Source organism: Amycolatopsis sp. NPDC051061, assembly GCF_040682935.1.
Lineage (GTDB): Bacteria > Actinomycetota > Actinomycetes > Mycobacteriales > Pseudonocardiaceae > Amycolatopsis.
On record NZ_JBFBBZ010000003.1, the window covers coordinates 289,649 to 306,424 of the forward strand.

Annotated in this window: 6 protein-coding genes; 5 read left to right on the top strand and 1 reads right to left on the bottom strand. The window is 73.5% G+C overall.

Features of this window, described 5'->3' with window-relative positions; translation table 11 throughout:
* The first annotated feature begins 28 nt into the window (after nucleotides 1–28).
* From AB0N03_RS06070 to AB0N03_RS06090, 5 genes are read left to right on the top strand one after another with little or no spacing between them, the layout of a single operon-like run.
* Nucleotides 29–4,570 carry a DUF6603 domain-containing protein gene (locus AB0N03_RS06070; protein WP_364366126.1) on the top strand — a complete coding sequence of 1,514 codons (4,542 nt, stop codon included), beginning with the start codon at nucleotides 29–31 and terminating at the stop codon, nucleotides 4,568–4,570.
* A gap of 20 nt (nucleotides 4,571–4,590) precedes the next feature.
* A complete protein-coding gene (locus AB0N03_RS06075) occupies nucleotides 4,591–5,760 on the top strand; it encodes a kelch repeat-containing protein (protein ID WP_364366129.1) in 1,170 nt (389 codons plus the stop codon).
* On the top strand, nucleotides 5,757–8,969 hold the full coding sequence (locus tag AB0N03_RS06080; RefSeq protein WP_364366132.1) for a hypothetical protein: 3,213 nt from the start codon (nucleotides 5,757–5,759) through the stop codon (nucleotides 8,967–8,969). The genes AB0N03_RS06075 and AB0N03_RS06080 overlap by 4 nt, the downstream gene beginning before the upstream one ends.
* Nucleotides 8,966–14,194, top strand: a complete 5,229-nt coding sequence (locus AB0N03_RS06085) for a hypothetical protein (protein WP_364366135.1) — start codon at nucleotides 8,966–8,968, stop codon at nucleotides 14,192–14,194. The genes AB0N03_RS06080 and AB0N03_RS06085 overlap by 4 nt, the downstream gene beginning before the upstream one ends.
* On the top strand, nucleotides 14,187–15,956 hold the full coding sequence (locus AB0N03_RS06090) for a hypothetical protein (RefSeq protein WP_364366138.1): 1,770 nt from the start codon (nucleotides 14,187–14,189) through the stop codon (nucleotides 15,954–15,956). The genes AB0N03_RS06085 and AB0N03_RS06090 overlap by 8 nt, the downstream gene beginning before the upstream one ends.
* A gap of 206 nt (nucleotides 15,957–16,162) precedes the next feature.
* On the opposite strand, the gene AB0N03_RS06095 is transcribed toward AB0N03_RS06090, so the two are convergent.
* Nucleotides 16,163–16,765: a sigma-70 family RNA polymerase sigma factor gene (locus tag AB0N03_RS06095; RefSeq protein ID WP_364366141.1), complete on the bottom strand. Its 603-nt coding sequence runs from the start codon at nucleotides 16,763–16,765 to the stop codon at nucleotides 16,163–16,165.
* Between the last annotated feature and the right edge of the window lie 11 nt (nucleotides 16,766–16,776).

The following is a 16,776-nucleotide window of genomic DNA, read 5'->3' on the forward strand; positions in this document are numbered from 1 at the left end:
CCCGCACCGAGTCAGTCGGAGGCACCGGATGGCACTGACCGTCGAAACCCTGTTGCTCGAAATCGGGCGGGCGTTCGCCCCGCTCGAACAACGCTTGCGTGGGGCCGAAATCCCGCTCCTGTTCGCCGAGATCGGGCTGCCCGCGCCGGACGTCGTGCTCGGCGCGCAGGCCGTGCAGAACGCCGTCGGCGGCGCCGCGACCGCGCTGAGCACCCTGCCGCGGGTGGTGACGGACCTGGCCGCGGCGATCGACGCCCGTGACACCGCCCGGATCACCGCGGCGGTGGCCGCCGTGGTGCCGATCGTCAGGTCGGTCGCCACGGCCGTCGACGTGGTGTCGACCGCGATCACGGCGGCAGCGCGGACGGCGGGACCGGGCCGGGCCGAGGTCGAGGCGTTCGCCGCCGAGCTGGCGCAGCGGCTGTTCGGCTTCGCGCTGATCACCTACCTCGAGGACCGCAAGCCCGTCGCCGGGTACCTGCTGGGCCTGCTCGGGATCCTCGAGTCGACGCCGCTGGCCGCGACTCCCGCGGCACCCGCGCACGTCCGCCGCGTGCTGCGCGTGGACCGGGTGACCGCGCTGCTGCGCGACCCGGTCGGCGTGCTCGCCGACGTCTACGCCTGGGGCAGCCCGGAGTTCGACTGGGACCTGCTGCTGCGGCGGCTCTCGATCTTCCTCGTCGCGGTCACGGACTTCGCCTTCGTGCAGACCGGCCCGCCGCCGTTCCTGCGCATCGCCGCGGTCGACGTCGGCGTCACCGACGATCCCGTCCCCGGCGTCGACGCGCAGCTGCGCCTCGCCACCGACGAGAGCCTGGACCTGACCATCCCGATCGGGGACACGGTCGCGTTCGTCGTGACGTCCGACGCGGCGCTGGAGGAGAAGGCCGCCGTCGAACTGCTGCCACCGGCACAGCTCCGGGTCGTCCCGCCGACGGCCGAGGTGCGCGGCGGGATCCGGCTGGGCCTGCAGGCGCCCTACGCCGACGGGGCGCCGCCGATCGTCGTCCTGGGCACGGCGGGTGGTTCACGGATCGAAGCGCGGCGCCTGCGTGCGACGGTCGGCGCGGATCTCGTGTGGAACCCCACCGAGCGGCGGGCCGACGGCGCGCTCGTGTTCGAAGCCGCCGTCGAGGGCGGCAAGGTCGTGCTGGACCTGTCGGACGCGGACGGCTTCATCAGCACGCTCCTGCCCGCCGGCAAGCTCGAGTTCGACGTCGACTTCGTGCTGACCTGGTCGTCCGCGACCGGGTTGCGCTTCAAGGGATCCGGCGGCGCCGAAGTGGACGTGCCGGTCGACCTCAGCGCCGGGCCGGTGACCCTCACCGGCCTGCACCTGGCGCTGCTGCTGGCGGCCGGCGGTGTCACGTTCGAGGCGTCGGGCTCGATCACCGCCCAGCTCGGCCCGGTCTTCGCGGCGGTCGCGCGAACCGGTGCCGTGCTGCGCCTGAAGCAGGCCCCGAGCGGCGGCAGCCTGGGCCTCGCCGACTTCTCCGTCGGGTTCAAGCCGCCCACCGGAGTAGGTCTGTCGGTCGACGCGGGCGGGATCTCCGGTGGCGGCACCCTCTCGTTCGATCCGGAACGCGGGGAGTACTCCGGCTCGCTGGAGCTCGAGTTCGCGGACTTCCTCGCGCTGAAGGCGATCGGGCTGATCACGACGCGCCAGCCGGACGGCTCGCCGGGCTTCTCCCTGCTGATGGTCCTCACCGCCGAGTTCGGCAGCGGCATCCAGCTGGGCTACGGCTTCCGGCTCCTATCCGTCGGCGGCCTCATCGGGCTCAACCGCGGGATGAACCTGGCAGCCCTGGTCGAAGGCGTCCGCACCGGCTCGATCGAGTCGGTCGCCTTCCCGAAGGACGTAGTCGCCAACGCGCCGCGGATCCTGTCCGACCTGGCACGGTTCTTCCCGCCCGAACCGGGCACGTTCCTGATCGGGCCGATGGCCAAGATCGGCTGGGGCACGCCGACGCTCGTGAGCATCTCGCTCGGGGTGATCATCGAGATCCCGGGCAACATCGCGGTGCTCGGCGTCCTGAAGGCCGCGTTGCCCACCGAGGACGATCCGCTGCTGGTGGTGCAGGCCCAGTTCGTCGGCGCCCTCGAGCTGGACAAGTCCCGGCTGTGGTTCTTCGCGAAGCTCTTCGACTCGCGCATCCTGACCATGACCATCGACGGTGGCATGGGGGTGCTGGTCGCCTGGGGTGACAACCCCGACTTGGTGCTGACGGTCGGCGGTTTCCACCCCGCCTACCGGCCACCGCCGTTGCCGTTCCCGATCCCCGACCGGCTGTCGGTCGACATCCTGAACCGCAACAACCAGCTGATCCGCGTCTCGGGCTACTTCGCCGTCACGAGCAACACCGTCCAATTCGGCGCCAAAGCCGAACTGCGGCTGGGGTTCAGCGCGTTCCGCGTCGAGGGGCACCTCGGGTTCGACGCCCTGTTCCAGCTGTCCCCGTTCCGGTTCGCGATCCACATCGGCGCCCACGTGACGCTGAAGGCGTTCGGGGTCGGCGCGTTCGGCATCGACCTCGACTTCCAGCTCGAAGGTCCGGCGCCGTGGCGGGCGCACGGCCGGGGGTCGATCGGCTTCCTGTTCTTCTCCGTCTCCGCCAACTTCGACATCACCTGGGGTGAGGACCGCGACACCACCCTGCCCCCGGTGGCCGTGCTTCCGTTGCTGACCAACGAAATCGGCAAGCTCGAAGGCTGGGACACCCGGCTGCCTTCCGGGGACAACCGCACGCTGGTCAACCTCCGGCAGCTGCCCGAGACCGCCGAGATCGTGCTGCATCCGCTCGGGACGCTGTTCGTCCGGCAGCGCGCCCTGCCCTTGGGCGTCCGGCTGGACCGCGTCGGCGGGCAGAAGGCCGGTGACGGCAAGCGGTTCACCGTCAACCCGGTGGACGACAGCGGGCTGAAGCGCGCATCGTTCACCGGCGACCGGTTCGCGATGGGGCAGTTCCAGACCCTGTCCGACGCCGCCGCGCTCTCGCGCCCCTCCTACGAAACCCAGGACGCCGGCCTGGAGCTGACCGCCGACACCGCCCTCGCGACCGCCCGGGTCGTCCGCCGCAGCGCCCGTTACGAACTGCACCTGATCGACAGTGCCGCCACTCCGCGGGCGACCAGGCTGGCCGTGCCGCAGAAGCGGTTCCACAGCGTCAGCGGACCGGTGTTCGACGAACTCACCCGCGGCAGCAGCACCAGCCGAGCCGCGCTGTCGGCCCGGCAGGCCGCGCAGAAACAGCCGTTCGCCGCGCAGGACACGGTCCGCGTCACCGAGCAGCGGTTCGTGGTCGCCTACCTCAAGAGCAACCGGCAGGCGTTCCCGCCCGGCTCGATCGCGCGGCCGGGCCGGGCCACCGTGACGACGTTCCGCAGCCGGGCGACCGCCGAAGACGCGCTCGCCGACTTCGTCGCCGCAGATCGGGGGTTGGCCGGCCTGCTGCACGTGATCCCCGCGGCCGAAGCGGTGGGCACTCCCGGCGTCCCGGGCACCTGGTCCCCCGCGGGCGTCCTGCCGGCTCCGATGTCCACTGTGGACGCGGTGCCGCTGGCCACCGGTCGCGTGCTGCTCGCCGGCGGGACCGGCCAGGACGGCGGCGCCGTCGCCGCGACCACCTTGTTCGACCCGACCGCCGACTCGTGGGCCACCGGCCCGGCACTGGGCACCGCCCGCCGCCGGCACACCACCACCCGGCTCGACGACGGGCGGGTGCTCACGGCCGGCGGCCGCGGCACGGACGCCGTGCTCGCGACGGCCGAGGTGACCGATCCGGCCGCGAGCGCGTGGACGCCGGTGGCGGACCTGGGCGTCGCCCGGCACGGGCATTCGGCGACCAAGCTGCGCGGCGGCCGGGTGCTGGTCGCGGGCGGCAGCGGCGTGCGGACCGGCCAGGACGACGGCGCCCTCACCGCCTGCGAAGCGTTCGACCCCGGCACCGGTACCTGGGCGCCGCTGCCGCCGATGACCGACGCGCGCACCGACCACCAGGCCGTTCTGCTGCAGGACGGCAACGTCCTGGTCGTCGGGGGCGCCCTCCCGCGCGGGAACGGCCGGAGCGGGCAACTCGCCTACTGCGAGGTGTTCGACCGGACGCAGGAGGACTGGGGCGTCACCGGCAGCCTCGCCCAGGCCCGCACGGGCCACCAGGCGACGCTGCTGCCGGACGGCACGGTCCTGGTCACCGGCGGCGACGCGGTCGTCGCGCCCGACGGCACGCTCGACCCCCACAGCCTCGCCACGGCCGAGCGGTACGACCCGAAGGGCGGCACGTGGCGCGCGGCGGCGCCGATGCCGGGTGGCGGGCGCACCGGGCACCGGGCACTGCTGCTGAGCTCCGGGTTCGTCCTGGTGACCGGCGGTACGGGCACCCCGGAACGGACTGCGGGCTACCGCTCCGCCCTTCTCTACACCCCGGACCACGACACCTGGACGACGGTTTCGGGCCTGCTCCGAGGCCGTTCCGCCCACACCGTCGTCGAACTGCCCGACGACCGGGTGCTCGTCGCCGCCGGTGTCGCCGGCCCCGACCCCGCCGACACCGGCGAGGTGCTCATCCCATGACGTCCACGAAGGAAACCACGATGACCACTCTCACCGCGCCCCTCGGCACCTGGACCGACGCCCACGACCTGCCCACCCCCGCCGCCTGGTACGGCCAGCACGACGGCGCGGTCCCGCTCCACGACGGCATCGTCCTGGTGGCGGGCGGAGCGGACGCCGCCGGCGCCGCGCTCGGCACCGCCGCGACCCTCGACGCGGCGGGCGCGTGGACCCCGACCGGCATCATGCGCTCGCCCCGGCAACTGCACACCCTCACCCGCCTGCAGGACGGGACGGTCCTCGCCGCCGGCGGTCTCGGCGGCTCGTCCCCCACCGGGCCCGGACTCGGCACCGCCGAGATCTACCACCCGGACGGCCCGGACGGCAACCAGTGGACCTTCACCACCGGCCCGATGATCACCCCCCGCTGGGGCCACAGCGCCGTGCTGCTGGACGACGGCTCGGTGCTCGTCGCCGGCGGTAGTGCGGCTCGCCCCGGCGGGAGTGTCACCGCCCTGCGTTCGGCGGAGCGCTACACGCCGAGCGACGGGAAGTGGCACGAGGCGCCGGCGATGACCGACGGCCGCACCGGGCACACGGCCGTCGCGCTCGACAACGGGATGGTTCTGGTCGTCGGCGGCGTCGTGCCGGTGGGCGTCCCCGACGACCCCGCGCTCGCCTTCTGCGAGCTGTACGACTCGAACAGGAAGCTGTGGGCCCCGACCGGTGCCCTGCTGCGCGCCCGACGGCACCACCAGGCGACCCGGCTGTCCGGCACCACCGTGCTCGTCACCGGCGGAACCGCACCGGGCTCGCCGGGCACCGCGCCGTACGACCCGTTCAGCCAGCGCGCCGCCGAGGTGTTCGAGCTGAGCAGCGGGAAGTGGACGGACAAGGCACCGATGCCGGCCGGGCGGGCGTTCCACCGCGCCGTCCCGGTCGGCCCGGGCCGGGTGCTGGTCGTCGGCGGGGCCTCGAGCGACCGCGACGAGGCCGGCTACCGCAGCGCGTTCGTCTATGACGCCGGCCACGACGACTGGACGCAGGCCGCCGGGCTCGAGACCGGGCGGTGGTCGTTCGCCGCCGCACCACTCGACGACGGCGGGGCGGCGATCGCCGGCGGCGTGGTCCGGTCCGGGCTGGCCGCCGCGGACCCGGCCGTCACGGAGCTGACCCCGGCCGCGGAGCTGTTCGCCGGCGGTGCCGCGTGAGCACGAACGCCTACACCTTCCTGCCCTGGCTGCGGTCCGGGATCAGCACCCAGGTGACGACCCCGCCGCAGGCCGGCGTACGGGCCACCGTCAAGGTCCAGCTCATGGTCTCCGGCGACCCGATCACCGGGCACGAAACCCTGGCCCAGCCGGTGAACCGCGACGTCCAGCTGTACGGGCCCGGCGACGTCGTCGGCGTCGACCCGCGGGCGATCTCCCGCACCGAACCGCGGCCCGGCGTGCCCAACGTCGAGCCGAACTACCTGGCGCACATCGAGTTCTCCGAGGAGGACTTCCTCTGGCGCTACAGCCCGGCGGCCGCGGACGGGCACACCACCCGCCTCACGCCGTGGCTGGCGCTCATCGTGCTCGCCACCGGCGACGAGTTCACCGAGGTCCCGGCGACCGGTGGCCCGCTGCCCGCGATCACCGTCGTGGACCCGGCCGGGTCGCTGCCGCCGGCGGACCAGCTCGGCGCCTGGGCCCACGTGCACGTCAACGGCTCGCTGGCCGATCCGGTCGCCACCGACGGCACGACCGCCGCGCTGGCCGCGCTCGCCGAAGTGGTGCGCACCAACGCCGACAACGCCTGCTCGCGGCTGATCTGCCCGCGCCACCTGCAGCCGGGCACCGCGTACGAGGCGTTCCTCGTGCCGACGTTCGAGTCCGGCCGGCTCGCGGGGCTCGGGCTGGACCCGGCGGTGGCGCCGAACGCGCTGTATTCGAGCTGGGGCCCGCACTACGCGAACCGCCCAGCCGAGGGTGTCCTGCCGTACTACCACCGCTGGGCCTTCGCCACGGGCACGGCGGGCGACTTCGAGTTCCTGGTGCGGCTGCTCCGCCCGCAGGCCCCGGATCCGCGGATCGGCAAGCGGGACCTCGACGTCCACGGGGATCCCGGCCTGGACCTGCCGCCCATCACCGACCAGGGCGGGGTGCTGCCGCTGCGGGGTGCGCTGAAGGTGCCGGTACGCACCGGCGACCCGATCGACCCGGCGGACAACTGGGACCACTTCATCGACACCGGAGAAGCCCCGCCCTATCCGCACCCGTTCGAGGAGGCCATGGCCGGCCTGCTCAACCTGGCCGATGACTACCAGCGCCACGAGCCCGCGGCGGCCCACGCCGCGAGCCTGTCGGCCACCGCCGGACCGGACCCGGTGATCACGCCACCGCTGTACGGGCGCTGGCACGCGCTGACCACCCGGCTGCTGGACGACGAGAACGGCACCCCGGTGTCCCCGGAAGTCCTGCGCGGCTGGCTGCACCGGCTCAACCTCGACCCGCGCTTCCGGATCGCGGCGAACCTCGGCACCCAGGTCGTCCGCGCCCGCGACGAGGAGCTGATGGCCGCGGCCTGGGCCCAGGTCGGCGACGTCCTGGTCGCGAACGGCCGGATCCGGGCCGCCCAGCTCGCCCGCGAGGTCGGGAACGTGTTGCAGGCCAAGCACATCGACCCGCCGACGGGTAGCGGGCCGGCCGCGCTCGCCGCTGCTCCGGCCTCGGCGCCGGGCCGGTCGCTGACGCTCACCGCACCGGCGCATTCGCGGGTCACGACCGCTGCGAGCAGCAGCGCCTTCGCCGCCGCGGATGGCGGGACCGGCACCCGCGCCGTGGCGAGGGGCGGCACCGCCGGCCTCGTCGCCGATCCGGCGAGCCAGGTCGCCGTCGGGTTCCGGGTGGCGAGCAGCCGGGTCGCGACCGCGCCCGTCTCGTCCGCGATGCGCCGCATCACCCGCCCCGGCTCGCGGCTGATGCGAACCCTGCCCTTCGCCGGCCAAGCCGCCGCACTTCTGTCCAGAATGGACGCTCCCGTCGATCCGGTCGTCGCGGCGCCGGTCAAGGTCACCCCCGGCGCGCTGGTCACCCCCCGGGATCTGACGGCCACCCTGCATCCGACCCGGCCACCCGGCGCGGATCCCGTCGACTCCCTTGCGCACAGCCCGGACTTCGTGCTGCGCGGCATCGGCGAGCCGCCCACGCCGCACCCCGGTACCTCCGACAGCGACGAGGCGAAGCGGTTCAAGGCCGCGCTGCGCGAGCTGCACCAGGGCTTCGACGCGGGGGTAGCCGTGAGCCACGTCAAACCCGCACCACCGCTGGACCTCGTCGAAACCACCACCTCGGTGCTCACCGGGCTGAACGCCGACGAGACCGTGCCCCGCGCACTGCTCGAAGGGTCGGTCAGCCTGCCCGAGCGGCTGCGGCCGTTCGCCGCCGCGTTCATCGAAGCCATGGCCTACCCCGTGTTCGACGTGCCGACCTACCGGACGCTGCTGGACGTCTCGGTCGACAGCCTCGTCCCGAACCTGCGCCTGCTGCCGCCGAACTCGATCACGCTGCTGGCGAACAACCGCGAGTTCATCGAGTCCTTCCTCGTCGGCCTCAACCACGAGATGGCCCGCGAACTGCTGTGGCGGGAGTACCCCACCGACCAGCGCGGGACGCCGTTCCGGCAGTTCTGGGACCCGGTCGCGACACTGCCCGTGCCGAACGAGACCGCCGGGCAGCGGCGGGAGCGGGGCTACGACATCCCGCCGATCACCGAGTGGCCGCCCGCGACCCGGCTGGGGGACAACGAAAACCGGCAGCCGGACGACCCGCGCCCCGGTGGCCCGCAACGCGACGACCTCGTCCTCGTCGTCCGCGGCGAGCTGCTCAAGAAGTACCCGACGGCCGCGATCTACGCGCAGCGCGCGCAGTTCCCCGGGAACGACCCGAGCCGGCCGCGTGAGCTGATGGACCTGCCGGCCGATGGCCTGCCGTCGCCGGCGCAGGTCCGGCTGCCGCGGTACGAGGCGAAGGTCGAGCCGGACATCTACCTGCTCGGCTTCGACCTCGACGCCGACGAAGCACTGGGCACACCGGGCGTCGACCCCGGCTGGTTCTTCGTGCTGAAGGAACGTCCCGGCGACCCGCGCTTCGGCGTCGACGACGGACCGCCCACCCACGTCGAGGTGTGGAACGACCTCACCTGGGACGACGTCGACCCCGGCCGGAGCGGGTTCCTCGAGCTGGATCCGGCCGTCCAGGTCGCCCTCGGCGACTTCGACCGGTCGGACGACGACCGCGAGAAGAAGGACCAGCGCGCCGAAGACGAGAACCTGCCGCTCTGGTTCTCGGGCCTCGGCTCGGCCGACCTCGCCTACATCCTTTTCCAGGTCCCCGTCATGGTGGCCGTGCACGCACAGGAGATGTTGCCGCGATGACCGCCTTGAGTGACGACTTCCCGGTGCTGCTCGGCCCGGTCCGGCTCGAAACCCGGTTCACACCGACCGAGCTGCTGGTCCGGGTGTTCCCGGACGAGTGGTCGGTGGACAAGTTCGAAACGAAACCGACGGTGGCCGAGATCGGCGCGGTCGACGCCTACTGGACCGCCCGGTGGGCCGCCGCGCATCGCCCGGTCCCGCTGGCGGCCGCATGGCAGGAGCTGACCGGGCGGGTGGCCGCGGGGCGCGCCGCCTGGCTGCTGACCACCCGGGTCGCCGTGAACCCCGCCGACGAGCCGGCCGGACTTCCCGACACCACCGTCGTGCTCGTCGTCCGGAGCACGGCCGCGGTGGCGACGAACGACAAGGCGCCGACCGTCGCGTACTGGACCGCGGTGTGGCGCGCCCACGGCGACCGGCTGAAGCTGCGGCAGGCCGACGCCGCCCTGCGTTCCGCCGTGAGCAACAACGACACGCGGGCGAACGCGATCCGCGCCCGCCGTCCGTCCGGAGTGGACGGTGCACCGGTGAACCCGGGCAACGACGTCTCGGTCGCGTTCCTCGTGCTCGCCGCGCCGGCGGCGAACAGCACGGCGCCGGATTCGTGGACGCAATCGGCGCTGGCCCAGCTGCTGCCGGACCGGTTCCAGGTGCGCGGCTACCTCGGGAGCCGCCAGGTCGTGTCGGTCACCGGGGCGGCGGTGCCGGCGACACTGCCGGTCAGCCCGAACCCGAACGCCGTCGACCAGATCAGCGTGAACGAACAGACCGGGGTCCTGCACGTCCCGGACGAACTGCGCTGGCTGACCGACTTCGACCGCGCGGTCGCGGTCGGGATGGGCGTGCGGATCCCGCTCACCGACGAGATCCGCGGCGGGCTCGACCGGCTCGTCGCGTTCGGGCTGCGCGAGCAGTCCACGCCGGCCAAGACCGCGACCGACCTCGGCGCCCTCATCACCCGGCAGCTGCGCAGCCCGGACGGTTTCAGCCTGCTGCCGCAGGGCACGCCGACGAACAACACCGACGTGCTGGCCGCCGGGCAGGACGCCGAAGACGAGGCCGCCGCGGCCCTGCGCAGCAGCACAGTCCAGTCCGCCGCGGCCGCCGCGGCGGACTGGACGAGCCGGACCGACGGCCGGGTGTTCGCCGACCTGCTCGGCCTCGACCCCTCCGTGCTCACCGGGATGCCGAACGCCGACGGCACCGACCAGCGTGACGCGCGCGCCGCCAACACCGCGCTGTGGCCCGCGACCTGGGGCTACTTCCTGCAGACCGCGCTGAACCCGCTGCTCGGCCCGGCCGCGGTCGCCGCCACCCGCGACTTCTTCCTGAAGTACGTGTCCGGCCGCGGCCCGCTGCCGGCCGTCAAGATCGGACGGCAGCCCTACGGCATCGTGGCGACGACGGTGTTCTCCAAGCTCGCCTACCCCGACACCGCCACCCACCGCCGCGCGCTCAACAAGGTGCTGACCGCGGCCGGCGTGGACTGGACGGCGGCCGTCGACCGGGTGCCGCGCCTGGACCCCGACGCGCCCGACCCACACCAGCGGCTGCTGGACCTCCTGGCCCTGCACCCGACCTCGGCCGAATACCACCAGCGGTACGCGCAGAGCGTCGAGGACCTCTTCAACCGGGAGAACCTCGGCGGGCTGGGCTCGACCGTGCTGCCGGCGCTCGACGGGCTGGGCCTGCCGGGACCGGTGCGGGCGCTGCTCGCGCGGTTCGGCGCGGCCACCGGCCCCGGCCAGGACCCCGACTTGCTGCGCCGGTTGTTCACCGACTTCCAGCAGCCGATCCTGGCCCCGCTCGTCGACGACCGGCCGCTGTCGGAGACCGACCCGATCCGGGACTACACCCCCGACCACAAGAACTACGTGCGCTGGCTGGCCGACCTGGCCGGCGGCGACCCGGCGAGCACCGACCTCGACGCGATCCGGCTGGAGCTCGGGTTCACCGACGACACACCACCGGCGGCGTTGCTCTACCTGATGCTGCGGCACGCGGTCCTGCTCGGCTGGGACGACGCGGCCCGGGCCCTCGCGACTGCCGCCGGCGTACCCGGACTGTCCACAGCGGACTCGCCGTTCGTGCACGTCCGGATCCCGGCGGCCGGGGAACAGACGCTCAGCGAGAGCCGGTTCCGGCTGCTGTACTCCCCCGCGCCCGCCGTCACCGGCCACCCGGAGCAGCTGCTCGTCGACTTCATCCCGGGCGTTCTGCACCAGCCGGGGCCGACCGCCGCGCTGGCCGAGCAGGTCACCGCGCTCGGGCTGCTGGCCGGCCTGCCGACGGCCAAGCTGGAGCGGGTGCTCGCCGAGCACCTCGACCTGGCCGCCTACCGGCTCGACGCCTGGCGGCTGGGGCTGGCCACCGAACGGCTGGCCGAGCTGCGGTTCGGGCCCGGCGGCACCGGCACCGCGAAGCCGGGGCTGCACCTCGGCGCGTACGGCTGGCTGGAAGACGTCCGCCCGAGCACGGAACCGCTCACCCCGGTGACCCTCACCGGCCCGCTCGCCGCGGTGTTCGCCGGCGGGAAACCGTTGCTGCACGACGAAAAGAACGAAGGCTTCGTGCACACGCCGTCGCCGGGGCACGCCCGGACCGCGGCCGTGCTGCGCGCCGGCTACGTCGCCAACCGCACCCCCGAAAACCCCGGCACCTTCGCGGTGAACCTCGGTTCCGGACGCGTCCGGATCGCCCTGGGCATCCTCGCCGGGCTGCGGCAGGGCCAGTCGCTCGGCGCGCTGCTCGGCTACCGGTTCGAGCGCGGGCTGCACGACCGCCACGCCGAAGCCGAGGTCGACCGGTTCATCGCCGGGCTGCGGCTGAAGTTCCCGCTGCGCGCGGGGAAGATCACCGAGACCGCGGCCGAACCGGACAAGATCACGCAGGTCGAGGCCGGGAACGTCGTCGACGGTCTCGCGCTGGTTCGCCACCTGAACGGTGACGGGGTGTCGCAGACCTACCCCTTCGGCCTCGCCGGGCTGCCCGACGCGGACCCCGACCAGAAGAAGGCGATCAGCGACGAGGCGGCCCTGCTGCGCGACGCCAACGACGCCGTCGCCGACCTCGCCGTCGCCGAGTCCGCCCACCAGGCGCTCGCCGGCAACGTCGAGCGGGCCTCGGCGACGCTCGACGCCTACGCCAAGGACGGCCTGCCGCCCGAGCCCACGGTGATCGAGACACCGCGCAGCGGCACGACGCTCACCCATCGGTTCGGCCTGCGGCTGCGGACCGGCTTGAACCCGGGCGGCGGCGACTCGCCCCGTGCCAAAGCCGAACCCGCGGTCGACGACTGGCTGCCCAGCCTGCTGCCGCCGTCGCGATCCGTCGCGGCCCGGGTCACCTGGACCGACGAGGAGGGACACCCGCAGCACCACGACGTCACCCAAGACGAGCTGGACCTGTCGCCGATCGACCTCCTCTGGGCCGTGCGGCCGACCGGCGACCCGGCCATGGCCGAGCTCGACGACCGGATCATCGGGGTCGTCGTCGAGCACGACCACCCGCGCCCGGACGTCGAGCTGACCATCCGCTACACCGAGCGGATCGACGACAAGATCACCTTCTTCGAGCTGTCGCCGCTGATCACCGCACTGCGGACGCTGCTGACGACCGGACGGCCGCTGCGTCCGACCGACCTCGTCCCCGCGGCCGGTTCCGCCGCGGTGGACCGGAGTCTCGACGACGCCGTCACGGTCACGAGGAAGCGGCCGGAAGTGGTGCGGGACGCCCTCGACGACCTCGCCGACGACGTGGCCGACTACCTCGACGACGTGGCGAAGCTGTACCCGCCGTCACCCGCGCCGCCGAAGCACGCCGACGTGCTCGACCGCATCGACACGCTGCTGACGCGGTACGCCGAGCTCGTCGGCACCGCGGCACGCTTCGGCGTGGTCCGCAGCGGCTGGGGCGAGCTGACCGCGTGGCGGCGCGGGGTCTTCTCGGCCGTGCTGGCCGCGGTGGCCGCCGTCGCCGACCGGATGGCCGGCGCGCTCGCCGCCGCCAACACCCTTCTCACCGCGTACGACGTCCTGCCGAAGTCCACTCCGGACGTTGAGCGCATCCGGTTGCTGCGGCAGGCGGAACGGCTGGTCGTCACGACGCCGGCCCTCGACCCGAAGACCCCGAACGAGTTTCGCTCGGCGGTCCGCCACAAGCGCGACGACTTCGCCGACCGGCTCCATGACCTCCAGGGCGTCGCCGAGACCGACACCACGACGCTCAGTGACCTGCTGGACGACGTCGGCCGCCTGCCGGTCACCGCCTTCGACCCCACGGGCCTCGACCTGACCGCCACCCAGGACCAGGTGGTGGAGTTCGGCCGCGAACTGCTGACCCGGGCCCGGGCGCTGCAGACCGAGCTCGCCGGCAGGCTGGCGGCGGCGACCACCGCGCTCACGGGCTTCGACCAGGCCGTGACCCCGTCGGACCGCACCAAGGCCGCCATCGAGGCGCTGCAGGCGATGCTCGGCACCGACGTCCTCGTGGTGCCCGAGTACGCGCTCCCGAACCAGCTGGCCGAGGACCTGCACGACGCCCTCGACGACAGCGACGACCTGGTGAAACACCTGACGCAGGCGCCGGTCAACCGGGACTTCCCGGTGGACGACTGGCTGCACGGCATCGCCCGGGTCCGCGACATGCCCCGGCTCTGGGAACGCGTCATCCTGCTCAGCGACGCGGTGCGCGGCGACGGCGGCCTGCTCGGCTCCGACGCCGAGGACGACGACGACACTCGCCTGCAACCGATCCAGCTACCGCTGCGGTCCGGCGACCACTGGCTCGGCATGGAGTTCGCGGCCGGCGCCGACCTCACCGAAGACCGGTTGCTGTTCACCGCGCACTACGCGACCGAGCCGTCGTCCAACGCCGACAGCGAATGCGGCCTGCTCTTCGACGAGTGGACCGAGGTGATCCCCGCCGAGCGGGAGACCACGAGCATCGCCGTCCACGCGGACAGCCCGGACTCCGAGCCACCGCAGGCGATGCTGCTGGTGACCCCGCCGGTGAAGACCGGGACGTGGGCCGCCGACGACCTCGTCGCCGCCGTCAACGAAACCTTCGACCTGGCCAAGACGCGGCTCGTCGAACCGGTGCACCTGGACGACACCGGGTACGCGCAGCTCCTGCCGGCCACCGTGCTGTCGGCCACCCGGCAGCCGATCACGATCAGCACCGACCTGGCGATCGCCAACACCCGCTGGAAGGCAGACCATGAGTGAGCCCCGCATCGCCGACCTCGCCGGCGCGCTGACGCGCCGCGAAAACCCGACGGTCGGGGTCTGGAACCGGCTGGAGGGCCGGCCGCGCACGACCGACTTCGCCCGCGCGCTGCGGGCCGAGGTCCGGGACCCGCTGTGGCTGCTGGCCCGGCAGTGGCAGCTCGGCGAGTTCCGCGGCAGCGACGCCGGTTCGCCGGTGACGGCCACCTACTCGGTCACGGCGAGCGCGCCGGGCCGGTTCCGCTCCGACGTCGAGCCGGACGGCACCCCGGTTCCGCTGCCGCCGGACGGTCCACTCGAGACGGTCGCCGAGCGGCGGCCGCTGCCGTTCGCGTTCGGCGCCGAGCCGATCTCGTTCGACCTGCGCCTGGCGCTGGGCCGCCGGTGGCTGCGGCTGCTCGCCCGGGCGTCGGGGATGCGGGACGCCGCCGAGCAGTTCCCCGGGCTGTACCCGATCGCGCTGCCCGGCCCGGACGACGCCGCGCAGCTCGCCCACCCCGAGGTCTGGGCGGCAACGCAGGCGGTGGCCGGCCGCCGGCTCGACGGCTACCTGCTCTACCAGCACCTCAAGGGGGGCGGGCACGCCTCCGACGGCGTCCGGGACCTCTCGCGCCAGCGCCGGACCCAGCTGGACGCGCTGGGCCCCCGGCTGACCGGCTGGTTCGACGACCTCATCGACCAGCCCGGCGGGATCACCCCGGACCGGCCCTCGGGCGATTCGGCGTGGGACCCCCGGCGGCTGGAGCACCGCTTCTCGATCGGTGCCGGCAACCAGGTGCTGTCCGCGCCGGAGTACCCCGGCGGGGAGCTGGACTGGCACGCGTTCTCCACGGTGCCGGGGTCGCTGGGCACCACTCCGGCACCGGTCACGCTGAACCGGACGGTGTTCCCTTCGCCGGTCCGCTACTCCGGCATGCCGCTTCCCCGCTGGTGGGCGGTCGAGGACGGCAAGACGAACTTCGCCGCGGTCACCCCGGACAGCACCGACCTGGCCCGGCTGATCTTCCTCGAGTTCGCGCTGGTGTTCAGCAACGACTGGTACCAGCTGCCGTGCGACCTGCCGGCCGGCACCCTCGCGTCGGTCCAGGGCCTGTGCGTGACCGACGTGTTCGGCGAGCGGCGCTGGATCACCCCGGCCGGCGCCGCCGAGCACTGGTCGATGTACACCCTCGGCGACGCCCCCGGGATGCTGCTGCCACCCGGCACGCCGAAGGTGGCGACGGGCCCGGCGCTCGAGGACGTGGCCCTGGTCCGCGACGAGAGCGCCAACCTGGTGTGGGGCATCGAGCAGACCGTCCGCACGACGACCGGCGAAGGCCGGGCGGGCGACGAGATGGCGGCCGAATCGCTCGCGTTCCGCCGCCGGCAGCACCCGGCACCGCAACCGGACGACCCGCGCGCGCCGATCGCGTACGACGTGATGAGCTCGGTGCCGGAGAACTGGATCCCGTTCATCCCGGTCCACGTGCCGGGCGACAGCCGGGCGGTCCAGCTGCAGCGGGCGGCGATGCCGAGCGAGGTGGACGCGAGCCTGATCCGCCCGAGAACGGCGTTGCTGCGGGAGGGTTTCGACCGCGGCGACTCGTACTTCGTCAACGAGGAGGAGGTCCCGCGGTCGGGCACCCGCTTGACGGTTTCGTACAACCGGACCCGCACGAAGACCGGCCGAGTGGCTCTCTGGCTGAGTGTCCGCCGCGACGTCGGCCGCGGTGAACGCTCGAGCGGCCTGTCGTTCGACCTGGCGAGGAGCGTGACCGGGTAGCACGCTGCCCGGTCACCACCGCGTACCAGCGGAACCGATCCGCACCCGCGGCCGTGGCGAGGTGGGCGGCCGAGAGTCCCGCTGTCCGGCAGCATCCCGCACAGCCCCGCGCCGAGGGCCGTGGCGGACAGACGTGGTGGGCCAACCAGGGCCGAGGTCTCCGGTGGGCTCCGACCGAGGCGATCGGGGCCCACCGCTCCGGTGTATCAAGCGCTCGCCCGCTCGCTCTGGACGATATGCCCGGGGAAATCGTGCCGATCATCGGCGAGCAGCGCCGCTATCGCCGGCATGCGGCGGACCCTGGCCAGGCACCGGGCCCTCGACGGGCCGATCGAGCCGACCGGGATCCCCAGCGTCGCGCTGATCTCCCGGTAGGACTTGGGCGGGTCGCAGAACAGCAGCGCGAGCAGTTCGCGGTCCCGGCCGGGCAGCTGGGCGCACGCGTAACGGGCGGCGTCCCGGCGTTCGGCTCCGATCAGCGCCGAGTCGAACTGGGGGTCGGTGAGCTCGACGAGCATCGCGCTGTCGGTCGGGACCTGCCGCTGCTGGTGCCGCAGCACCCTCAGGCACTCGTGCCGGGTGGTGGTCCGCAGCCAGCCGGGCAGCGCCGCGGGTTCGCGGATGAAAGCCAGGTTCGTCAGCAGCCGGAGCCACACCGCACTGCTGATGTCCTGGGCGTCGGCAGTGCCGATCCGGTAGTGCGCGCACACCGACGAGACCAGCGAAGAATATCGGTCGACGATATCCCGCCAGGCCCATTCGGCACCCCCTGCGGCGTTTTCCAGCAATCGCGCCGGCGAATCCTGCATGGCCCCTCCTC